Raw genomic sequence first — 21,147 nt, 5'->3', positions numbered from 1 at the left:
TTATGAAGAAACGTATTGCCATTCTCGGTTCAACCGGATCCATTGGAACACAAACCCTGGACGTTATCGCTAATGAGCCGGAACGCTTTCAAGTTGACGCTCTTGCAGGCGGATATAATATTGCGCTGCTTATTGAGCAAGCAAAGCAATTTCGTCCTAAAATAGTCTCAGCGGCAACGAAGGAGCTCGCAGATGAGCTTGCTTTGCATGTTCCTTCAGATACGAAGGTGCTTTATGGAGAGCAGGGGCTTCTTGAGGTTGCGGCAGGAACAGAAGCTGATTTTGTCGTGACGGCATTAGTAGGCAGTCAAGGCTTAAAGCCTACACTTGCAGCTATTGAAGCAGGGAAAAATATTGGTCTTGCGAACAAGGAAACGTTAGTGAGTGCCGGACATATTGTCATTGATGCTGCAAAGCGTAAGGGTGTTTCCTTACTCCCTGTCGACAGTGAGCATTCCGCTATTTTTCAATGTTTGAATGGTGAAAATCGGAGTGAGATTGCGCAGATTACACTAACGGCTTCAGGAGGTTCCTTCCGGGATCGGACTCGCAAGGAGCTCGAAGGTGTTACAGTGGAACAAGCACTGCGGCATCCGAACTGGTCAATGGGGGCAAAAATTACGATAGATTCAGCTACTATGGTGAACAAAGGTCTGGAAGTTATTGAAGCCCGCTGGTTGTTTGGGCTCGGTTATGATCAAATCGGTGTCATTATTCATCCGGAAAGCATTATTCATTCGTATGTTGAATTTGTTGATAATAGCATCATTGCCCAGCTAGGTAACCCCGATATGAGGGTGCCTATCCAGTACGCACTAACGTACCCTCAGCGGTTTCCAACACCTACAAACCGGCTAAGTCTGGTCGATGCAGGAAAGCTGCATTTTCGCGAGATGGATTTTGGCAGGTATCCTTGTGTGCGGATGGCTTACGAAAGTGGAAGAGCTGGCGGCTCTTCTCCCACGGTATTTAATGCCGCTAATGAAATAGCAGTAGCTCGCTTTTTGCAGGGAGCTATTTCTTTTTTGCAAATCGAAGATATCATTGACTCTGTGCTGCAGCAGCACCAGACTGTCAGTGAGCCGGATTTGCAGACGATTCATGAAATAGATGCCTGGGCAAGAAAAGCAGCAGAAGCCATCTCATTTGAGTAGCCTATGGAATGGGACTATGACCTTCATCTATTTGGGTTTCAAGTCTAAACCAGCCTCCATCCAAGTATACATGTTCTAAGGAAGGTATAGCTTGTATTCGGATAAACAATAATGGTAATCTAGGAGCATGCTATCCTGCACATGTCTAAGGAGGAAGGTACGAATTGTCAACAATCGAGGTTGTTCTTAAAGTTATTTTGTTGTTTTTCGTTTTGGTTTCGATACATGAATGGGGCCATTTTTACTTCGCCAAGCGTGCCGGGATTCTTGTAAGAGAATTTGCCATTGGTTTTGGGCCGAAGATTTTTTCTTATAAAAAGGGTGAAACCCGCTATACGCTAAGGCTTTTGCCGATCGGCGGCTTTGTAAGAATGGCTGGAGAAGATCCGGAAATCGTACAAGTCAATCCTGGACAGACTGTTGCGATCAGGCTGGATGCCGAGGAACGGATTACGTATTTGTATCTGGATCAGCTTGATGCGCGCTCTGAAGTTATTCAGGGTGTAGTCGAACATATTGATTTGGATAAGCAGTTGACGCTTACGATCGATGTGGATGGTGAACAGGTGACCTATGCCGTTCATCCTTGCGCGCATATGGTGACCAAGGGCACTGAAACACAAATAGCCCCGTATGACCGTCAATTCGGAAGCAAGAGTGTGGGGAAAAGGGCGCTTTCCATTGTAATGGGCCCTGTGATGAACTTCTTGCTGGCGATTGTTTTGTTCTTTATACTAATCATCATGACGGGTGTTCTCACCAACGTGAAGCTGCAAAATATTTCTGCCGGAGAAGCCGGTGAGAAGGCTGGTTTGCTGGCGGGAGATATCGTCGTTTCCATCAACAATGAGCCGATCGGTGAAGATCGTGAGAAGCTGATGACGATGATTCAGCAGAACGCCAACAAGAAGATGTCCTGGATCATTGAGCGCGGCGGAACTACAATGCCAATTGAAGTTGTACCAGCAGAAGTGGCCGGGGTCGGCAAGGTTGGAATAACGATTGGCGGCGACAAGAGATCCGCAAACTTCTCTGAGGTTCTAACAGGCACCTATCAGCAGGTTTATGGCTCAACGGTAGGTATTTTAACCAGTTTAAAGATGTTGATTTTTGGACAGTTCAAATTGGATGATTTGGGCGGCCCTGTTCGTACGGCGCAGGTTACTGCAGAGTTTGCTAGAATGGGCATGAGTTATTTGATATTTTGGGCTGGTACGTTAAGCCTTTATTTGGGGATATTCAATCTGCTGCCGATTCCGGCACTCGATGGAAGCAGACTGCTGTTTATGGGTATTGAGGCGCTGCGCGGAAAACCTGTGGATCCGAATCGGGAAAGTATGGTTCATTTCGTAGGCTTTGCCTTGCTGATGCTGTTAATGCTGGCAGTCACCTATAATGACATTTTGCGGCTGATCAACAGTTAGTGAATGGCAGGCGGATGCGGATGCGGAATTCGGGAGTTTAAAGGTTTCTTAAGCTAAACGCAAGGGGACGCTTTCGAAGAAGGTTGTCCTATGGAATACTCTAGGAGGAATTTATGTCGAACGAGAAGCAATTTGTTAAAGAAATAACCCCTCAAGGAGAGGACTTCTCCCGGTGGTACCTGGATGTAATCAAGAAAGCGGATCTGATGAGCTATTCGCCAGTTAGAGGCTGCATTGTTTTCAAACCGGATAGCTATGAAATATGGGAAAATATACAGCGCGAGCTCGATTTCAAATTCAAAGAAACCGGACACCGCAACGCATACTTTCCGCTTTTCATTCCTGAGAGCTTTTTTGAAAAGGAAAAAAACCATATCGAGGGCTTTAATCCTGAACTCCCTTGGGTTACGGAAGCCGGAGGAGAGAAGCTGGAGGAACGTCTCGCGATCCGGCCTACTTCGGAGACGATGATTGGACATATGTACGCGGAATGGATTAATTCCTATCGCGATTTGCCGCTGCTTATTAATCAGTGGGCCAACGTTGTTCGTTGGGAGAAGCGCACGCAGCCGTTCCTTCGTACCAGTGAGTTTCTCTGGCAAGAAGGTCACACTGCGCATGAGGATGAGCAGGATGCCCGCCGCGAAACGATGCAAATGCTGGAGATCTACCGTGAGTTTGCCGAAGATTTCCTCGCCATTCCAGTAATTCTTGGCCAAAAGACACCTTCTGAGAAATTCGCTGGAGCTGTAGATACATTTTCCATCGAAGCTATGATGAAGGACGGTAAAGCGGTTCAAGCCGGCACCTCTCATTATTTGGGAACGAACTTTGCCGTAGCTTTCGACATTAAATATTTGGACCGGGAAAATCAGCACCAGTTCGCCCATACGACCTCTTGGGGCGTAAGCACGCGTTTGATCGGTGCCCTGATTATGGTGCATGGTGATGACCGTGGTCTGGTGATACCTCCCAAAGTGGCACCAACACAAGCCATTATGATTCCTATAGGCCCGCCTAAATCACGTGATCAGGTTATAAGCCGAGTGAATGAGCTCTATGCTGAGCTTAAGAAAGCTGGTGTGCGCGTGAAGGTTGATGACCGTGCAGACCAAAGTCCTGGCTGGAAATTCAATGAATACGAAATGCGCGGCGTTCCAATTCGTCTAGAGCTGGGACCTCGTGATATGGAGAATGGACAAATTGTGCTTGTTTCCCGGGTAAGCGGGGAAAAGAAGATCGTAGCCCAGTCCGATCTTGTACAGGAAGTGGAGAATCTGCTTGCTGAGATTCACCAGCAGATGTATGATAAAGCCAAGCAATTCCGTGACGATAACTATATTTCGGTTGATTCACTGGATGAATTCAAAGCATTTCTTGAAACAAAGAGAGGCTTTGCATTAGCTGGCTGGTGCGGTTCAGATGCATGCGAAGCACAGGTGAAAGAAGAAACCGGAGCAACAAGCCGGAACATTCCGTTTACTCCTTCTGTGCAAAAGCAAGTTTGTCTGGTATGTGGTGAGACTTCTGCACATACAGTCGTTTTTGGCCGCAGCTATTAAGCAGCATTAGCGTTATAAAATTTCAGTTAAAGTAAATAAAAGGGCAAACGGAATGCAAGACCTCCTTTGCCCTTCGTATTTTTGTGGGGGAGGATGTTTATGGGGAGCTTGGCGGATAAAAGGAAGCGCTTCGAGCTGCTAATGCAGCAAGCGGAAATCCCTTTCCATGTCGTTGACTCATTTTTTGCAGAAGGATTTATCCATGAAGTTGAGTGCAGCAGGAAAAACAGGGAGTGGACGTTTCATATAGCGAAGAATGAAATCGTTCCGCTAGACGTTTATCTTTCATTTTGTAAAAAAATTCAAGAAAGATTTGCCCATATCGCCAAAATTAGCTTTACATTCCGCTTTGAGCAGGCCGCACCAGAAGTATTGATTGGAGAATATTGGGCTTTATTTATCGAATGGCTGCAGCGTGAAGTAGCTACGGTGAACGGTTGGATGAGCAAATCCAAATTCACTGTGAAGGACAATGATTTAACCCTTGTTTTGCTTGATGCCTTTAGTCTGGAGCAGGCTAAGAAAAAAGATATTGACCAGTATGCACGGACCTTTTTCCGAAATTATTTTCACACGGATCTGCGTGTTTTTTATAAAGTAAGTGAATCCAATGAAGAGGAATACGAGCGCTTTGCCAGGCTGATTGAAGAAGAAGAAAAGAACGTAACCCAGGAAATTATGCAGTCCATCGAGCAGGAAGAAGAGGCTTCCAACTTGCCGGGAGCGGAGCTCAAGCTGATGGTCGGCTATGAAATAAAGGAGCCTGCAGTCCCTTTGCAGGACATACAGGAAGAAGAAAAGAAGGTAACGGTTCAAGGCACTGTATTTGGCCTGGATGTAAAGGAATTACGAAACGGAAGCACCTTGTTTACATTTAATTTAACGGATTTCACCGATTCCATGGCGATGAAGGCTTTTGCCAAAACTAAGGATGATGTGAAGATTCTAAGTCTGATGACTAATGGCAAATGGATCAAGGCGCGGGGAAAAGTGGAGTATGACCGCTTCATGCAGATTCCGGAGCTTGTGATGATTCCTAATGATATCAATGAGCTTGTACCGCCCAAAGATCGCACAGATGACGCGGAGGAAAAAAGAGTAGAGTTCCATCTGCACACGACCATGAGTACGATGGATGGCATTGCCTCAGTGGATGAATACATCAAGATGGCGGCCAAATGGGGCCACAAGGCGATTGCCATTACGGATCATAGCTCCGTACAATCGTTTCCTGATGCAGGAAAAGCGGGCAAGAAGCATGGTATTAAAGTAATCTACGGGGTAGAGGCGAATGTGGTTAACGATTCTGTACCCATCGTTTTTAATCCTGTCGAGGTGGATCTCAAAGAAGCGACTTATGTCGTATTTGATATCGAGACCACGGGCTTGTCCGTAATGAATAATACGATTATTGAGCTTGCTGGAGTTAAAATGCAGGACGGCAAAGAAATAGATCGTTTCACAACCTTCATTGATCCTCATCAGAAAATTCCTTATAATATCCAGCAGCTTACCAATATTAACGATGATATGGTAAGAGGCGCTCCTGAGCTGAGTGAGAAGCTGCCCGAATTTGTAGAGTTTGTCCGGGATGCCGTGCTAGTTGCCCACAACGCCAAGTTTGATATGGGTTTTATTCAAGCCAACCTCAAAAGACTCGGAATTCCCGAGCTCACCAACCCGGTTTTAGATACGTTGGAGCTTGCGCGCTTGCTTTTTCCATCCATGAAAAATCATCGGCTGAACACACTTTCTGACAAATTCAAAGTAAGCCTTGAAAATCACCACAGAGCTATTGATGACTCTTTAGCATTAGGTCAAATACTCTATCAATTGATTCAAGAGTCCAATGGTAGAAATATTAGATCACTTGCAAGACTTAATGATAGCGTCGGACAGGATTTAAGCAATCAAAGACCTTTTCATTGCTGTATATATGCCAAGAATGCTGTCGGCAAGAAAAATTTATTCAAGCTGATTTCTCTTTCACATACCGATTACTTTCGTAAAGTTGCCTGTATGCCCAAAAGTAAGCTGGCGGAGCTGCGTGAGGGTCTGTTGATTGTCTCTGGTTGCGAGCGGGGAGAATTCTACGAAGCAGTTATGAATAAATCCGTGGAGGAAGCGGAGCAGGTTGCTGAATTTTATGATGTTCTTGAGATTCAACCTGCTAGCTACAATATGCATTTGGTAGATAAGGGCTTTTTAGGCAGTAAAGCAGATTTGGAAAATAATATTAAAAGAATAGTTGAGATTGGAAAAAAACTGGGCAAGCCCATTATTGCTACGGGAAATGTTCATTATCTGAATCCCAGGGATAAAGTTTTTCGCGATATCACGATTAACGGTATCACCGGCTTCAGCCCGCTTAAGGATTTGAAAAAGCCTGATGCTCATCTGCGTACAACTAAGGAAATGCTGGAGGAATTCAAGTTTCTTGGTGAAGCTATGGCGCATGATGTGGTGATAAAGAATACTAGCGATCTGGCTGATCAATTCGAAGAAATTAAGCTGTTTCCGGACAAGCTCTTTACGCCGATCATCGAAGGAGCAGATGAGGATATACGGAATACCTGCTACGAAACAGCAAAAGCTATGTATGGAGATGAGCTGCCGGAAGTCATCATAGCCCGACTGGAAAAAGAACTTATCCCTATTATTAAATTCGGTTTTTCCGCCAACTATCTGATTTCAGCGATGCTTGTCAAAAAATCAAACGAAGATGGCTATTTAGTAGGCTCCCGTGGATCGGTTGGCTCCTCCATAGTTGCAATGATGCTTGGTATTTCTGAAGTGAATCCGCTCCCGCCGCATTACATATGCTCCTCATGCAAGCATAGTGAGTGGTTTACAGACGGCAGTGTGCCAAGCGGCTTCGATCTTCCTGATAAGGTTTGTCCTGACTGCGGCGCAAATTTAAAAGGCGATGGCCATGATATCCCGTTCGAAACGTTTCTTGGCTTTAAAGGGGACAAGGTTCCCGATATTGACTTGAACTTTTCCGGGGAATATCAGCCGGTTGCCCATAATTTTACGAAGGAAATTTTTGGTCCGAAGAATGTGTTCCGTGCGGGAACGATCGGCACCGTTGCCGAGAAGACGGCATTTGGTTTTGTCAAAAAGTATGAGGAGGAGCAGGGCAAGCATTGGCGCGGAGCGGAGCTTAGCCGTTTGGCGAATGGCTGTACTGGCGTGAAGCGGAGCACTGGGCAGCATCCAGGCGGTATTGTCGTTGTACCTGACTATATTGATGTAGATGATATAACGCCGGTTCAATATCCTGCTGATGATACCAGCTCGGAATGGAAAACAACCCATTTTGATTATCATGCTTTTGATGAGAACTTGCTCAAGCTTGATATTCTGGGGCATGACGATCCGACAATGATGCGGATGCTGCAGGACTTAACAGGGATCGATCCGACAAAGATTCCGATGAATGATAGGAAAGTAATGAGCATTTTCAACTCCACGGAAGCTATAGGTGTAAAGCCTGAGCAAATCCGTTCACCGGTTGCTACTTTTGGCGTGCCGGAGATGGGGACCAAATTCGTCAGGCAGATGCTGCAGGAAACGCAGCCAAGCTCTTTTGCCGATTTGCTGCAAATATCCGGTTTGTCGCATGGAACCGGCGTTTGGCTGGGCAACGCACAGGAGCTGATCCGCAAAGATATTTGCAACATTAAGACCGTTATCGGCTGCCGGGATGATATTATGCTTTATTTGATCTATAAGGCTGGCATGGATGCAGGACTGGCTTTTAAAATCACTGAGAGTGTGCGTAAGGGGAAAGGGCTGACCGATGAGTGGAAGGATGAGATGAAGCGGTGCAATGTACCTGCCTGGTACATCGAATCCTGTGAGCGCATTGAGTATATGTTTCCTAAGGCGCATGCCGCCGCTTATGTTATTTCCGCCGTCCGAACTGCATTCTTTAAGGTGTATCATCCGATTGCTTACTATGCTACTTATTTCACGGTTCGTGCGGAGGATTTTGATTTGGAGCTGCTTTGCCAGGGCTACGAGGCGATCCTCAAGAAGCTGATAGAAATTGAGCAAAAAGGCTTTCAAGCACTGCCAAAGGAAAAAGCCATGGTATCCCTTTTGGAAATGGCGCTTGAGATGACGGCACGGGGTTTCAGCTTTAAGCCTATTGATTTATACCGCTCACATGCTACCCGCTTTATTATTGACGACACTTCCTTGATTCCTCCTTTTGCAGCCATGCAGGGAATCGGAGATAATGCCGCCAGGAATATTGCGGCAGCTAAGGAGAATGGTGATTTTCTTTCAATCGAGGATTTCCAGAACCGCTCCAAAGCAACCAAAACGGTTATTGAAATGCTTGCTTCCATGGGCTGCTTCCGCGGGCTTCCAGAGTCCAATCAATTGTCTCTCTTCTAGTTCAAAAACTGACCAAAGTTGAAAAATGTTGCGTTTTTTGCTATTGTAAAGGTTAATATGGTTATGGTATAATTTTTATTGGTAATAATGAGGATATCGGATTGTGAACCGGAGAGTGGGGAAACCCACTCTTTACATTTTGATATAGGACTTTTCGGTATGGAACCGACAGCAGTCCAGCCTAGGAGGGCAGAGATAAGAGTGATCACGCAAGAGCAAATTAAGTCCACCGTTGAGGAAATGCTGAATGATTTCGTTGAGCAGAATGGCTTCGAGCTTGTGGACGTGGAATACGTCAAGGAAGGCAGTAACTGGTTCCTTCGAGTCTATGTAGACAAGGAAGGCGGCATTGATATAGATGATTGTGGTCGTGTCAGCGAATACTTGAGCAACCGTCTTGATGAGAAGGATCCTATACCCGACGCATACTTTCTTGAAGTTTCTTCGCCAGGAGCCGAGCGCCCTCTTAAGAAGCTGCAAGACTATCACAATGCAGTAGATAATCATGTGTTTGTTACTACCTATGAGCCAATAGAGGGCTTGAAGGAATTTGAAGGTCTGCTGCTTTCTTTTGACGGGGAAGTGCTTGTCATTCAGACTGGCAAGAAGAGCAGCAGCATTCCATTTACTAAAGTAGCCAGCGCTAGATTGGCCATTGTGTTTTAATGCTTGTCCACGAATGAAAGGGGGAACACGGTTCAAATGAATACCGATTTTATCGAAGCACTGGCCGAAATTGAGAGGGAAAAGGGCATTTCTAAAGACCTGCTGATCGATGCCATTGAAGCGGCCATGATATCCAGCTACAAGCGCAATTTCAACACTGCCCAGAACGTTCGCGTTGATATTAACCGGCAAACAGGACTCATTAAGGTATACGCCCGTAAGACAGTTACGGAAGAAGTACTAGATGTAAGATTGGAAATATCGATTGATGCCGCGCGTGATATTAATCCAAACTATCAGTTGGAAGATATCGTTGAGATCGAAGTAACACCACGGGATTTTGGGCGGATTGCCGCTCAGACTGCTAAGCAAGTCGTTACGCAGCGTATCAGAGAAGCCGAAAGAGGGCTGATCTACAACGCTTTTATCGATAAAGAAGAGGATATCGTCACAGGTATTCTGCAGCGCCAGGACCAACGGAATGTATATGTCGATCTTGGCAAGGTTGAAGCCGTGCTACCTATAGGTGAGCTTATGCCTACGGATAAATTCAAGCAGGGTGACCGAATTAAAGCTTATATAACGAAAGTTGAGAACACAACGAAGGGGCCGCAAATTATTTTATCACGGACGCATCCAGGCTTGTTAAAGCGGTTGTTTGAACTGGAAGTGCCGGAGATTTTTGATGGTGTTGTGGAAATACGCTCTGTTGCCAGAGAAGCGGGCTTCCGCTCCAAGATAGCCGTTCATTCCAGAAATGCCGAGGTTGATCCGGTAGGTTCCTGCGTGGGTCCCAAAGGGATGCGGGTGCAAACGATTGTCGGGGAGCTCCGCGGCGAGAAGATCGATATCGTTCGTTGGATGGAAAGTGTCGAGGAATATGTCGCCAATGCGCTGAGTCCATCCAAGGTGATCGAGGTTCAGGTGTTTGAGAGTGAGAAGATGGCGCGTGTCATCGTTCCTGACTATCAATTATCGCTTGCTATCGGGATTAAAGGACAAAACGCACGGCTTGCAGCGAAGCTCACCGGGTGGAAAATCGACATCAAGAGCGAGACACAAGCTGAGCAAGAATATGGCAGGCCAAAAACTTATAACGAAGAAATGCATCAGGATTCCATTACCATTGATTGATGTTAGACTCACCAATGTTACACATTTGGATGGAATGATGCTGGAAGCAAGAGGTGACCTCATATGAAACAGAGAAAAATCCCTCTAAGAAAATGTGTAGCGTGTCAGGAAATGATGCCAAAGCGAGATTTGATTCGCGTCGTCAAAACCCCTGAGGATGAAATTGTTATTGATCTCAAGGGCAAAAAATCCGGGCGCGGTGCTTACCTTTGCGGGAAATTATCTTGTTTTAAGCTGGCAAAAAAGAGTAAGGCGCTGGACCGTGCCTTGAAATCTGCGGTTAGCACAGAAATTTATGATCAGTTGGAACAGGATTTCATACACGTCGAAGACGAATTTATCTCCACTAAAGAGGAGTTGTTAGGTGAAGAGTAAATTTTTATCCCAGCTGGGGTTGACGATGCGGGCGGGTAAGCTCGTAACCGGAGATGAAGGTGTGTTCAAGGCTATTCGCTCCGGAGAGGCAAAGCTTGTTATTTTAGCAGAGGACGCTTCTGAGAATACCCGCAAAAAGTATCAAGATAAGTGCCAGTTTTATGGCGTTCCGCTCATGGAAATGGGCAGTAAGGCCGAACTGGGCGGCAGCATAGGCAAAGAGATGCGTGTCATCCTCGGCGTACTGGACAGAGGCTTTGCGCAGATGCTGCTAAAGTGCCAGGTAAACCCTGCGGAGGTGAAAAGATTTGACTAATAAAGAAGATAATAAAGATAAGCTTCGAGTTTATGAATATGCCAAGTCTTTGAATATGAGCAGTAAAGAAATCATCACGATCCTGAAACGATTAAACATTCCTGTTAATAATCACATGAGTGTTATGGAGAATGATGCGGTAGGCAGCGTGGAAAAATTTTTCCGCGACATTAAAGCGAATGCTGCAGCTAAGAGAGCAGCTTCGGACGGAGGACATGTGAATTCAACAACGACGAACACCAAACCAGTAACTACTAGTCAAAATGCGGACAATAAAGGTGCCGCAAGCCCGGCAGATAAACCTGCTGCCCCGCAGCAGCAAGCTGCCGACAATACTGTAAAACCAGCTGAATCAGGACAGCCAGCAGCTACTCAGCCTGCTGCTTCCCAGCAAGCAACAAGACCGAATGACCGCCCGCAAGGTCAAGGTCAAGGGCAGCGTCCGCAAGGTCAAAGCCAAGGGCAGCGCCCGCAAGGTCAAGGCCAAGGACAGCGTCCACAAGGTCAAGGCCAGGGTCAGCGTCCACAAGGTCAAGGCCAAGGACAGCGTCCGCAAGGTCAAGGCCAGGGTCAGCGTCCACAAGGTCAAGGCCAAGGGCAGCGTCCGCAAGGTCAAGGCTCACAAGGCGGCTATTCCAGTGGCGGTGCTTCAAGACCTGCCGGACAGTCTGGCGGCCCTAACCGCAGTAATTCGGGTCAAGCCCAACGCAGTGGACCTAGCTCTTCTGGACCAAGTAATCGTCCGTCAGGAGCGGGAGCACCGAACCGCAGTCAGGACCAGAGCCGTGGTCCAAGAACGTTTGACAACAACCGTGGAGGTCAAAATCAAGGCGGCAGACCTGTTGTAATAGAATCCAAGCCTCAGTACCGTCCAGGTACTACCGGTGAGGACATTGATGATGCAGCAGCTAAAGCAGCGGCTAAAACAACAAAGAAAGCTCCAAAGCGCTTTGATGATAATAAATCAGGTGGTAATAGAAGTAATACAGGTGGAAACAGGTCCAATTACCGTAATAACGGCAAGGGCCGGTATCAGCAAGATACTGTGAAAAAAGAAAAAATCGACAACACACCGAAAAAGATTATCGTCCGCGGCACGATGACAGTAGGAGAAGTTGCCAAATTGCTTCATAAGGATGCTTCAGAAGTCATCAAAAAGCTTCTGTTCTTAGGCGTACTGGCTTCTATCAATCAAGAGCTTGAAATGGAAGCTATTCTTCTCATTGCCGGCGAGTTCGGAGTCGAAGTGGAAGTTAAAATCCGTGTCGAGGAAGATAATTTCGAAACGATCGATGAAGTTGACGATCCGTCTGATCTTCAAGACCGTCCTGCGGTAGTAACGATTATGGGTCACGTTGACCATGGTAAAACAACGCTGCTTGACGCCATTCGTCAAACTAATGTCTCCGAAGGAGAAGCAGGCGGTATTACCCAGCATATCGGTGCTTATCAAGTGGATGTTAACCAGAAGAAAATTACGTTCCTAGATACACCAGGTCACGAAGCGTTTACGACGATGCGTGCAAGAGGTGCGCAAGTTACTGACATTACGATTCTGGTTGTTGCTGCAGATGATGGCGTTATGCCACAGACTGTTGAGGCTATCAGTCATGCGAAAGCTGCTGGTGTTCCAATTATCGTAGCTGTTAATAAAATTGATAAGCCTGGAGCTAATACGGATAAAATCAAGCAGGCTTTAACCGAGTATGAGCTTGTTCCTGAAGAGTGGGGCGGCGACACAATTTTTGTTGAGCTTTCTGCGAAGCAGCGTCTCGGAATCGAGCATTTGCTTGAGATGATTCTACTTGTAGCTGAGGTTCAAGAATATAAAGCCAATCCGAATAAACGGGCCAGAGGTACAGTGATCGAAGCCGAGCTTGATAAAGGCCGCGGTCCTGTTGCAAGGATCTTGATTCAGCACGGAACGCTTAAGGTTGGAGACAGCTTTGTAGCTGGTGTCTGCTTTGGCCGTGTTAGAGCCATGGTTAATGATAAAGGGAAACGTTTGAAGGAAGCAGGACCTTCTACTCCAGTTGAAATTACGGGGTTAACCGAGGTTCCGCAAGCTGGCGATCCTTTCCTTGTTTTCGAAGATGAGCGCAAGGCTAGAGACATCGCTGACAGACGTGCGATCACGCTTCGTCAATCAGAGATGGGCGCTAACAGCCGCGTTACGCTTGACGATCTTTATAAGCATATTAAAGAGGGCGAGATCAAAGACCTTAATGTTATCATTAAGGGCGACGTTCAAGGCTCAGTAGAAGCATTGAAAGGCTCACTGGAAAAAATTGAGGTTGAAGGCGCACGCGTCAAGATTCTTCATACTGGTGCTGGAGCTATTACAGAATCCGATATTATTCTTGCATCGGCTTCCAACGCGATTATTATTGGCTTTAACGTTCGTCCAGAGCCTGCAGCCAAAGCGACAGCGGATCAGGAAAAAGTAGACATTCGTTTGCACCGTATTATCTATAATGTTATTGAAGAGATTGAACAAGCGATGAAAGGCATGCTGGATCCGATCTTTAAAGAAAATGTACTCGGTCACGCCGAAGTCCGGAATGTCTTTAAGGTTACGGGCTCAGGTACAATTGCCGGCTGCATGATTACATCGGGTAAAATCGCACGTAACGCCGAAGCTCGTCTGATACGAAGCGGTATTGTCGTCTACGAAGGCAAGATCGATTCCTTGAAAAGATTTAAGGATGACGCAAAAGAAGTGGCGCAAGGTTACGAATGTGGTATATCTCTTGAGCGATATCATGATATTAAAGAGGGCGACATCATCGAAGCCTTTATCATGGAAACCGTTGAGAGGTGATAACAAATGGCTAGAGTTCGCGTAGGGCGCGTTGGCGAGCAGATTAAGAAAGAGCTAAGCCAAATTGTTCAGTCGGAATTGAAGGACCCCCGTATCGGATTTATTACGGTAACGGGAGTGGAAATAACAAATGATTTATCGCTAGCGAAGGTTTATGTAAGTGTGTTAGGTACGGATGAGGAGAAGGAAGCAACGCTCAAAGCGATTGCTTCAGGCTCCGGTTATATTCGTGCAGAGCTCGGTAAGAGAATTCGTTTGCGTAAAATTCCCGAGCTGCAGTTCAAATTTGATGCTTCTATCGATTACGGAAGCCGCATCGACAACTTGCTGCATCAGTTGAACAAGGAAGGGAATTCCGATTTATGATTGACGCTTTGCAGGAGCATGACCATGCATATAAGCTGCAACTGCAGGCAGCAGCTGAATTTATTAACAGGCAGGACGATTTTCTGGTAGTATCCCACATCCAACCGGATGGGGATGCTGCCAGTTCTACGTTTGCTATGGGTTGGATACTGAAGCAGCTTGGGAAATCGTTCACGTTAATTAACGAAGGGCTGATACCTGCTAAGTTTGACTTTCTGAGGAACACCGATCCAATCATCGATTTCTCTTCAGAGCGGCCAAGCAGGCGGTTTCAGAATGTCATTAGTGTAGACTGTGCTGATTTTTCCAGAATGGGTCAGATCAGTACTCTTTTTGACGATCAGGTACAGCTGCTCAATATTGATCATCATCCAACTAATGATCGCTTTGGTACGTGCCATTTAATTAAGCATGATGCCGCGGCGACCGTTCAAATTTTATATGATTTATCGGTTGAACTGCAAATTACGCCCTTTATGGAGTTTGCAACGTGTATTTATACCGGACTGCTTACGGATACAGGCGGTTTTCGCTATTCCAATACGTCACCAGAGGTCATGCTAATTGGAGCGAGGCTGCTGGCTTTAGGCGTGCAGGGATCTGTCATTGCCGAACAAGTATTGGAGCGAGTTACTTTTTCACAGCTCATTTTGCTGCAGAAGGCCCTCTCTACATTAGCATTTTCACATGATCGCAAATTGTCATGGATTACGGTTTCCCAGCAGGATTTGATACAATCGGGAGCCTCCTCTGATGATCTGGATGGTCTTGTTAATTATCCGCGAAATGTCGAGGGTGTTGAGGTTGGCATGCTTTTCAAGGAAAAGGAACCAGGAGTTGTGAAGGTAAGCTTACGCTCAGCCGGAAATGTGGACGTTGCTTCAATTGCTCAGGCATTGGGCGGAGGCGGGCATGTGCGGGCAGCCGGATGTACCTTGTTCGAAACTTTGGAGCAGGCTGTGAAGATCATGATTCAGGAAGTAGGGAAAGAGCTAACATGACGCTTGAAGGAGTCTTGCCCGTTTTGAAGCCGGAGAAGTTCACATCCCATGATGTTGTTGCCAAGGCTAGAAGAATCCTCGGTATCAAGCGGATCGGACATACTGGCACGCTGGATCCAGCTGTCACGGGAGTGCTTCCTTTATGTATTGGCCGTGCAACCCGTATGGTTGAATACATTCAAGAGCTGCCCAAAGTATACGAAGCGGTACTGCTGATAGGTATCTCTACGGATACAGAGGATCTCACAGGAACGGTTTTACAGGAATTAGAGCAGGTGACCCTTCTTGAGAAGGATATCCAGTCTGTGTTTCATTCATTTCTTGGAGAAATAGAACAAACGCCTCCTATGTATTCCGCTGTGAAAGTAGATGGCAAACGATTGTACGAGCTGGCTCGTGAAGGTAAGTTCATTGAACGGAGCTCACGAAAAGTGATGATTCATGATATTCAAATTTTGGATGTCGATGTGTCCTTAAAGCACCCTGAGGTGCGTTTTCGGGTGAAATGCTCGAAGGGTACCTATATTCGCACGCTGTGTGCTGATTTAGGGAAAGCTCTCGGTTATCCTTCTGTTATGAAGCATTTGATTCGAACTTCAACAGGCAATATTGACATAGAGCAGTGCCTCAGCTTTGAGCAAATCGAGCAATATAAAGCAGAGGGTACCTTGGAGCGTTATTTAATCCCGCTGGATGTGGCTGTATCGCATCTGCCAGCCGTAGGGCTCTCTAGTTTACAAGCGGAGCACGCTTTGCAAGGCAAATCCATCGCTTGGCAAGGTTCCCCTTTAGGGGATTCGCCAAATGATTCGGCTTTATGCCGTGTTTATGACCCGAATCATAAATTTTTGGGGCTTTTTCAATGGAAAGAGACAACTTCGAACCTGACTCCCGTAAAAGTTTTTCATTAGATTGTTAGATTGTTGCCGGACTGGTTGGAAATGGGTAGGTGAACGTTCACATGGAGATGATCCAGCTATCATATCCGCTTGATAATAACTCATCAGACAATAAAAAGACTAAACAAGTTATTGCTATTGGCGATTTCGATGGTGTCCACTTGGGGCATCGCGAAGTTATTGGCCGAGCCTTGTATACGGCTGAGCACTTGCATCTTGCCTCATCCATTATGACATTTGATCCGCATCCGAGGGAAGTATTGGGCAATGACCAATACAAAGAACTTTTGACCCCGCTGGGCCAAAGAGCGGAACTATTCGGACAGATGGGTGTCGACTATATGTACACGGTTCGATTCGACACTTCTTTAATGCAATTGACTCCGGAACAATTTGTCGAAAAAATTCTTATTCCTTTGAATGTGGAAAGTGTAATAGTTGGCTTCGATTTTAGATTCGGTTATAAGGGCGAAGGCAATCCGGACACGCTTTGCGAGCTTAGTCATGGCAAATTTGCAGTGGAGGTCGTGCGTCCTTACCATATTGACGGGGCAAAGGTAAGCAGTACCTCTGTGCGCGATGCACTTGCCAATGGGAATGTAGCTGCAGCTAACAGATTGCTGGGACGCAGATACAGTATACGCGGACAAGTCGTGGACGGTAGTAAAAGAGGTAGAACAATTGGCTTTCCAACCGCGAATATTCAACTTGAAGGAGCCTATTTCAAGCCCCTCAATGGTGTATATGCGATTAAAGCACAAGTAAAGGGTCTTCACTATGATGGCGTGATGAATATTGGCGTTAAGCCAACATTTACTTCTGGTGAGCTTCAGGCTTCCTGGGAAGCCCATTTGTTTGATTTCTCAGAGGATATATATGGTGAAACTGTAGTTATTGAGTTGGTTGATTTTCTGCGGGAAGAGCGCAAGTTCAATTCGATTGACTTACTTGTTGCACAAATTAAGCAGGATGCGGATTCAGCCAGATCCAAATTATTTTCTCTTTAATTGCCATTTTGGCCATACAAGCATTTACTTCAGTCACAAGCCTATGGTATACTAAAAAAGTTGTCAATAAGTTAATCACTTTTTGACTCGAACCTTAGCATGGAACCACGCTATCACCGGCGTTTTCTGGGCTACAGGGGATACTTCATGAACAGGAGGTGAACAAGGATGGCATTAACTCAAGAACGTAAAACACAATTGATTCAAACTCACAAGGTACATGATACCGATACGGGTTCCCCGGAGGTACAAGTAGCTATCCTTACGGAAAACATTCTTAACTTGACTAGCCATTTGCGGACTCACAAGAAGGATCATCATTCTCGCCGTGGATTGCTCAAAATGGTTGGACAACGCCGTAAGCTGTTGGCATACCTAAAGAACAATGATGTGAGCCGTTACAGCACTTTGATTGAAAAGCTGGGCTTGCGTCGATAACACCGACGATGAGAAGCAACCTGCTGCTCTTTCGCTGGCCTCAAACCGGGCTACAGCGGGGAGCGGCAACAAGGTTGCTTTTTCTTTATTTTTTAAAAAGCAAAAAAGAAGGAAATACTGGGTAATACGCAGAATTAAATGTAGATTCAACTTAATATGCTAGTGGACTTAAAAGCGAATGCTTACGAAGCAAGTTTTGCACAAGCAAAACTCTTAGGAGGATAATATGGAAAAAAAGGTACAAATGGATCTTGGAGGCAGGCCGTTCATACTTGAAACCGGACGACTCGCCAAACAAGCGAATGCGGCGGTAACTGTACGTTATGGCGATACGGTTGTACTCTGCACAGTAACAGCTTCAAGCGAACCGAAGGATTTGGATTTCTTCCCCTTGACAGTGAACTATGAAGAAAGATTATATTCCGTTGGTAAAATTCCGGGCGGCTTTATTAAACGGGAAGGAAGACCAAGCGAGAAAGCGATTCTTGCCAGCCGTTTAACGGACAGGCCGATTCGTCCTTTGTTTCCGGAAGGCTTCCGCAATGACGTTCAGATCGTATCCCTTGTGATGAGCGTGGATCAGGAATGCTCCCCGGAAATGGCAGCGATGATTGGTACTTCAGCAGCACTCAGTATTTCCGATGTTCCGTTTGACGGTCCTGTTGGTGGTGTTATTGTAGGAAGAATTGATGGTCAATTTCTCATTAATCCGACTACAGAGCAAGCTGAGAAAAGCGATATTCATCTCATAGTAGCTGGAACAAAAGATGCAATTATGATGGTTGAAGCTGGCGCGGACGAGGTTCCTGAGGATGTTATGCTTGAGGCCATCATGTATGGGCATGACGAAATTAAGAAAATTGTTGCAGTTATTGAGCAATTTACGCAAGAAGCTGGAAAGCCTAAGAAGGAAGCTAAAATTCACATTATCGATGCAGAAGTGAGTGGAAGCGTTCGTGACTTTGCGCAAGCGCGGCTTATCGATGCGATCAAAATTGAAGAGAAGCATGCCAGACAAGATGCCATTGATGCAATTAATGGGGAAGCTGTCGATCACTTCAAAGAAGTATATGCTGAAACCCCTGAAAAAATGGGCGATGTAAAAGAAACCTTATATGATATCGTCAAGGAAGAGGTTCGCCGCCTGATCACTCACGATAAAGTGAGACCGGATGGACGGGGATTAGATGAAATCAGACCGATTGAATGCGATATTAATTTATTGCCTCGCACCCACGGCTCAGGTCTGTTCACACGTGGACAAACCCAAGCTTTGAGCGTATGTACACTCGGCCCTCTTGGAGATGTACAAATATTGGACGGGCTGGATTTGACTGAAACTAAGCGTTTTATGCACCATTATAATTTTCCTCCGTTTAGCGTAGGGGAAGCTAGACCACTTCGCCCTCCTGGCCGCCGGGAAATTGGTCATGGCGCTTTAGGTGAAAGAGCGTTGGAATCCATCATTCCTTCTGAAGTAGATTTTCCTTATACAATTCGCCTGGTTTCAGAAGTTTTGGAATCGAATGGTTCTTCATCACAAGCCAGTATTTGCGCAAGCACACTCGCATTGATGGATGCAGGCGTGCCGATCAAGGCACCAGTAGCAGGTATTGCAATGGGCTTAATTAAAGATGGCGAGCATTTCGCAATTCTTTCCGATATCCAAGGAATGGAAGATCATCTTGGAGATATGGACTTTAAGGTGGCTGGAACAGCTAAAGGGATAACCGCGCTGCAAATGGATATCAAGATTGCTGGCATTAACCGCAGTATTCTGGAGCAATCACTGGCCCAAGCTAAAGAAGGCAGAATGTTCATTTTGAACAAAATGCTTACACTAATTAATGAGCCGAAGAAATCACTTTCTCCGTATGCGCCAAAAATCCTTACGATGCACATCAATCCCGATAAAATTCGTGATGTCATCGGTGCTGGTGGTAAAATCATCAATAAAATTATTGAAGAAACCGGCGTGAAAATCGATATTGAGCAGGATGGACGTGTCTTCATTGCATCTTCCAACGAAGAAATGAACGACAAAGCACGCTCCATTATTGAAGGTATCGTGAAGGAAGTAGTCATTGGGGAAACATACTTGGGTACGGTCAAGCGTGTTGAGAAGTTTGGAGCGTTTGTTGAAATTTTGCCTGGCAAAGAAGGTCTGGTTCATATTTCCCAGCTTTCCACAGATCGTGTGGCCAAGGTAGAAGATGTAGTTAATATCGGCGATTCCATAACCGTTAAAGTAACCGAGATCGATAACCAAGGACGCATTAACTTATCGCGTAAAGCGACACTAACATCACAAATCCCTACACAAAGCTAACTCAGGGAATTGTGCATCATAACTTTAGATTTTTGATAAAGAGCCAGACGTGTCTGTCTCTTTTTATTTTGTCAACACTTTGCTTTATGTTCTAAACTTGTCCTTCCCTGCATATCCTCAGGACAAACAAGGCAGGGGGGCGAAGTGTGTTGCGTACAAAATTGCTGCTGTCTCTAGGTGCATTCATAATAATGTGGGTAGTGATTCAGCAGAACAGAAGCATTGAACTTTTCGTAGCCGCGGTACAAGGCGATGCAGTCCTCTATGAGGGGACAACTTCGCTTAGCAATGTGCTGCCCATCTTTGCACGTAAAGAGAGTGAAGATGAGCGGCAAGGGCTCGTAGAGCTGATTCAACAGGAAGCGGCGAAGCGTAAAGTGATGCCAGTAGATGCAAGGATGGATCGGGTATGGAAGGCTATACCCGGCTACAACGGGCTAGAGGTTGATCTGGAACAAACACTGCGGCTGGCTGCCCATAAACCGAAATCAGCACATATCACGTATGTCATGAAAGAAACCTCACCCGCTATTCAACTGGAGGATTTGGGGCCAAGTCCCATCTATAAGGGCAATCCTCTAAAACCAATGGTATCTCTAATGATCAATGTTGCATGGGGAAATGAATTTATTCCTTCGATGCTGGAAACATTGCAAAATGAACATGTTCATGCTACGTTTTTCTTCGATGGTTCCTGGTTAAAGCAAAATATTGAAACGGCCAAGCTTATCCAAGATCAAGGACATGAGTTGTCCAATCATGCTTATTCCCATAAGATGATGAGCAAGCTAAGCCGGAGTAAAGCGATTGAAGAGATCAGTAAAACGCAGGAGCTGCTCAACAAGGAGCTGCAGGTTACTAATACGTTATTTGCTCCGCCTTCTGGTGATTTTGACCAGGAAACCGTTGAAATTGCTGCGGATCTCGGTTTGAGAACAGTTCTGTGGACATTGGATACAGTCGATTGGACCAACCCCGGAGCAGGACGAGTGCTGGACCGTATTTCTTCACGAGTGGAGCCGGGCTCGCTTATTTTGATGCATCCGACCGTATCTTCAAGTGGGGCTCTTAAAGGAATGATACAGGCAATTAAGCGCAAGGGACTTGCTCTTGGAACAGTAAGCGAGCTGTTGTCACCTAATCGGGTCGCTCAGCGCGGCATAGATGTTGAGCTGGGTGAACATTTTTGATAGACTAGGTAAGTGCTGCATGCTTACCTGGGCTAATGAGCCGGCATGAAGAAATAATGCT

General features: G+C 45.9%; 16 protein-coding genes. All 16 read left to right on the top strand.

Features of this window, described 5'->3' with window-relative positions; genetic code table 11:
• The first annotated feature begins 2 nt into the window (after nt 1-2).
• The 16 genes from J2Z66_RS14010 (at nt 3) to J2Z66_RS13935 (ending at nt 21,086) form a co-directional block, all read left to right on the top strand.
• Nucleotides 3-1,154 carry a 1-deoxy-D-xylulose-5-phosphate reductoisomerase gene (locus J2Z66_RS14010; protein WP_209972056.1) on the top strand — a complete coding sequence of 384 codons (1,152 nt, stop codon included), beginning with the start codon at nt 3-5 and terminating at the stop codon, nt 1,152-1,154.
• 164 nt (nt 1,155-1,318) lie between these two features.
• The gene (gene rseP, locus J2Z66_RS14005) at nt 1,319-2,578 is read left to right on the top strand and encodes an RIP metalloprotease RseP (RefSeq protein WP_209972055.1); all 1,260 of its coding nucleotides are present in this window, start codon (nt 1,319-1,321) and stop codon (nt 2,576-2,578) included.
• A gap of 113 nt (nt 2,579-2,691) precedes the next feature.
• The gene (proS, locus tag J2Z66_RS14000; RefSeq protein WP_209972054.1) at nt 2,692-4,140 is read left to right on the top strand and encodes a proline--tRNA ligase; all 1,449 of its coding nucleotides are present in this window, start codon (nt 2,692-2,694) and stop codon (nt 4,138-4,140) included.
• Between the two features lie 99 nt (nt 4,141-4,239).
• The gene (locus tag J2Z66_RS13995) at nt 4,240-8,544 is read left to right on the top strand and encodes a PolC-type DNA polymerase III (RefSeq protein ID WP_209972053.1); all 4,305 of its coding nucleotides are present in this window, start codon (nt 4,240-4,242) and stop codon (nt 8,542-8,544) included.
• Between the two features lie 204 nt (nt 8,545-8,748).
• Nucleotides 8,749-9,210, top strand: coding sequence for a ribosome maturation factor RimP (gene rimP / locus J2Z66_RS13990; protein ID WP_209972201.1), 462 nt, complete (start codon nt 8,749-8,751; stop codon nt 9,208-9,210).
• 36 nt (nt 9,211-9,246) lie between these two features.
• Entirely contained in the window at nt 9,247-10,344 is a 1,098-nt protein-coding gene (gene nusA / locus J2Z66_RS13985; RefSeq protein ID WP_209972052.1) for a transcription termination factor NusA, read from the top strand.
• Between the two features lie 63 nt (nt 10,345-10,407).
• Nucleotides 10,408-10,719, top strand: a complete 312-nt coding sequence (gene rnpM, locus J2Z66_RS13980) for an RNase P modulator RnpM (protein ID WP_209972051.1) — start codon at nt 10,408-10,410, stop codon at nt 10,717-10,719.
• Nucleotides 10,709-11,035, top strand: a complete 327-nt coding sequence (locus J2Z66_RS13975; protein WP_209972050.1) for a L7Ae/L30e/S12e/Gadd45 family ribosomal protein — start codon at nt 10,709-10,711, stop codon at nt 11,033-11,035. Before rnpM ends, J2Z66_RS13975 begins: the two co-directional genes overlap by 11 nt.
• Complete coding sequence (gene infB, locus J2Z66_RS13970) at nt 11,028-13,856, top strand: translation initiation factor IF-2 (RefSeq protein ID WP_209972049.1); 2,829 nt, start codon at nt 11,028-11,030, stop codon at nt 13,854-13,856. The genes J2Z66_RS13975 and infB overlap by 8 nt, the downstream gene beginning before the upstream one ends.
• 6 nt (nt 13,857-13,862) lie before the next feature.
• On the top strand, nt 13,863-14,222 hold the full coding sequence (gene rbfA / locus J2Z66_RS13965) for a 30S ribosome-binding factor RbfA (RefSeq protein WP_209972048.1): 360 nt from the start codon (nt 13,863-13,865) through the stop codon (nt 14,220-14,222).
• Entirely contained in the window at nt 14,219-15,223 is a 1,005-nt protein-coding gene (locus J2Z66_RS13960) for a DHH family phosphoesterase (protein ID WP_209972047.1), read from the top strand. Before rbfA ends, J2Z66_RS13960 begins: the two co-directional genes overlap by 4 nt.
• Complete coding sequence (truB, locus tag J2Z66_RS13955) at nt 15,220-16,134, top strand: tRNA pseudouridine(55) synthase TruB (protein ID WP_209972046.1); 915 nt, start codon at nt 15,220-15,222, stop codon at nt 16,132-16,134. The genes J2Z66_RS13960 and truB overlap by 4 nt, the downstream gene beginning before the upstream one ends.
• A gap of 50 nt (nt 16,135-16,184) precedes the next feature.
• Nucleotides 16,185-17,129 (top strand): bifunctional riboflavin kinase/FAD synthetase, encoded by a 945-nt coding sequence (locus J2Z66_RS13950; RefSeq protein ID WP_209972045.1) that lies wholly within the window; start codon nt 16,185-16,187, stop codon nt 17,127-17,129.
• A gap of 168 nt (nt 17,130-17,297) precedes the next feature.
• Complete coding sequence (gene rpsO, locus J2Z66_RS13945) at nt 17,298-17,567, top strand: 30S ribosomal protein S15 (RefSeq protein WP_209972044.1); 270 nt, start codon at nt 17,298-17,300, stop codon at nt 17,565-17,567.
• Between the two features lie 226 nt (nt 17,568-17,793).
• A complete protein-coding gene (gene pnp / locus J2Z66_RS13940) occupies nt 17,794-19,896 on the top strand; it encodes a polyribonucleotide nucleotidyltransferase (RefSeq protein WP_209972043.1) in 2,103 nt (700 codons plus the stop codon).
• Between the two features lie 146 nt (nt 19,897-20,042).
• Complete coding sequence (locus J2Z66_RS13935; protein ID WP_312894553.1) at nt 20,043-21,086, top strand: polysaccharide deacetylase family protein; 1,044 nt, start codon at nt 20,043-20,045, stop codon at nt 21,084-21,086.
• Nucleotides 21,087-21,147: the final 61 nt, after the last annotated feature.

It is taken from the genome of Paenibacillus eucommiae, from assembly GCF_017874215.1.
Lineage (GTDB): Bacteria > Bacillota > Bacilli > Paenibacillales > NBRC-103111 > Paenibacillus_AI > Paenibacillus_AI eucommiae.
The sequence above is the reverse complement of the archived record's forward strand: the minus strand, read 5'-3'. Positions and strand labels throughout refer to the sequence as shown.

Coding starts and splice junctions, on each gene's coding strand:
- J2Z66_RS14010 (WP_209972056.1), top strand. CDS start 3: ATGAAGAAACGTATTGCCATTCTCGGTTCAACCGGATCCATTGGAACA.
- proS (WP_209972054.1), top strand. CDS start 2,692: ATGTCGAACGAGAAGCAATTTGTTAAAGAAATAACCCCTCAAGGAGAG.
- J2Z66_RS13995 (WP_209972053.1), top strand. CDS start 4,240: ATGGGGAGCTTGGCGGATAAAAGGAAGCGCTTCGAGCTGCTAATGCAG.
- nusA (WP_209972052.1), top strand. CDS start 9,247: ATGAATACCGATTTTATCGAAGCACTGGCCGAAATTGAGAGGGAAAAG.
- rnpM (WP_209972051.1), top strand. CDS start 10,408: ATGAAACAGAGAAAAATCCCTCTAAGAAAATGTGTAGCGTGTCAGGAA.
- rbfA (WP_209972048.1), top strand. CDS start 13,863: ATGGCTAGAGTTCGCGTAGGGCGCGTTGGCGAGCAGATTAAGAAAGAG.
- J2Z66_RS13960 (WP_209972047.1), top strand. CDS start 14,219: ATGATTGACGCTTTGCAGGAGCATGACCATGCATATAAGCTGCAACTG.
- truB (WP_209972046.1), top strand. CDS start 15,220: ATGACGCTTGAAGGAGTCTTGCCCGTTTTGAAGCCGGAGAAGTTCACA.
- J2Z66_RS13950 (WP_209972045.1), top strand. CDS start 16,185: ATGGAGATGATCCAGCTATCATATCCGCTTGATAATAACTCATCAGAC.
- rpsO (WP_209972044.1), top strand. CDS start 17,298: ATGGCATTAACTCAAGAACGTAAAACACAATTGATTCAAACTCACAAG.
- pnp (WP_209972043.1), top strand. CDS start 17,794: ATGGAAAAAAAGGTACAAATGGATCTTGGAGGCAGGCCGTTCATACTT.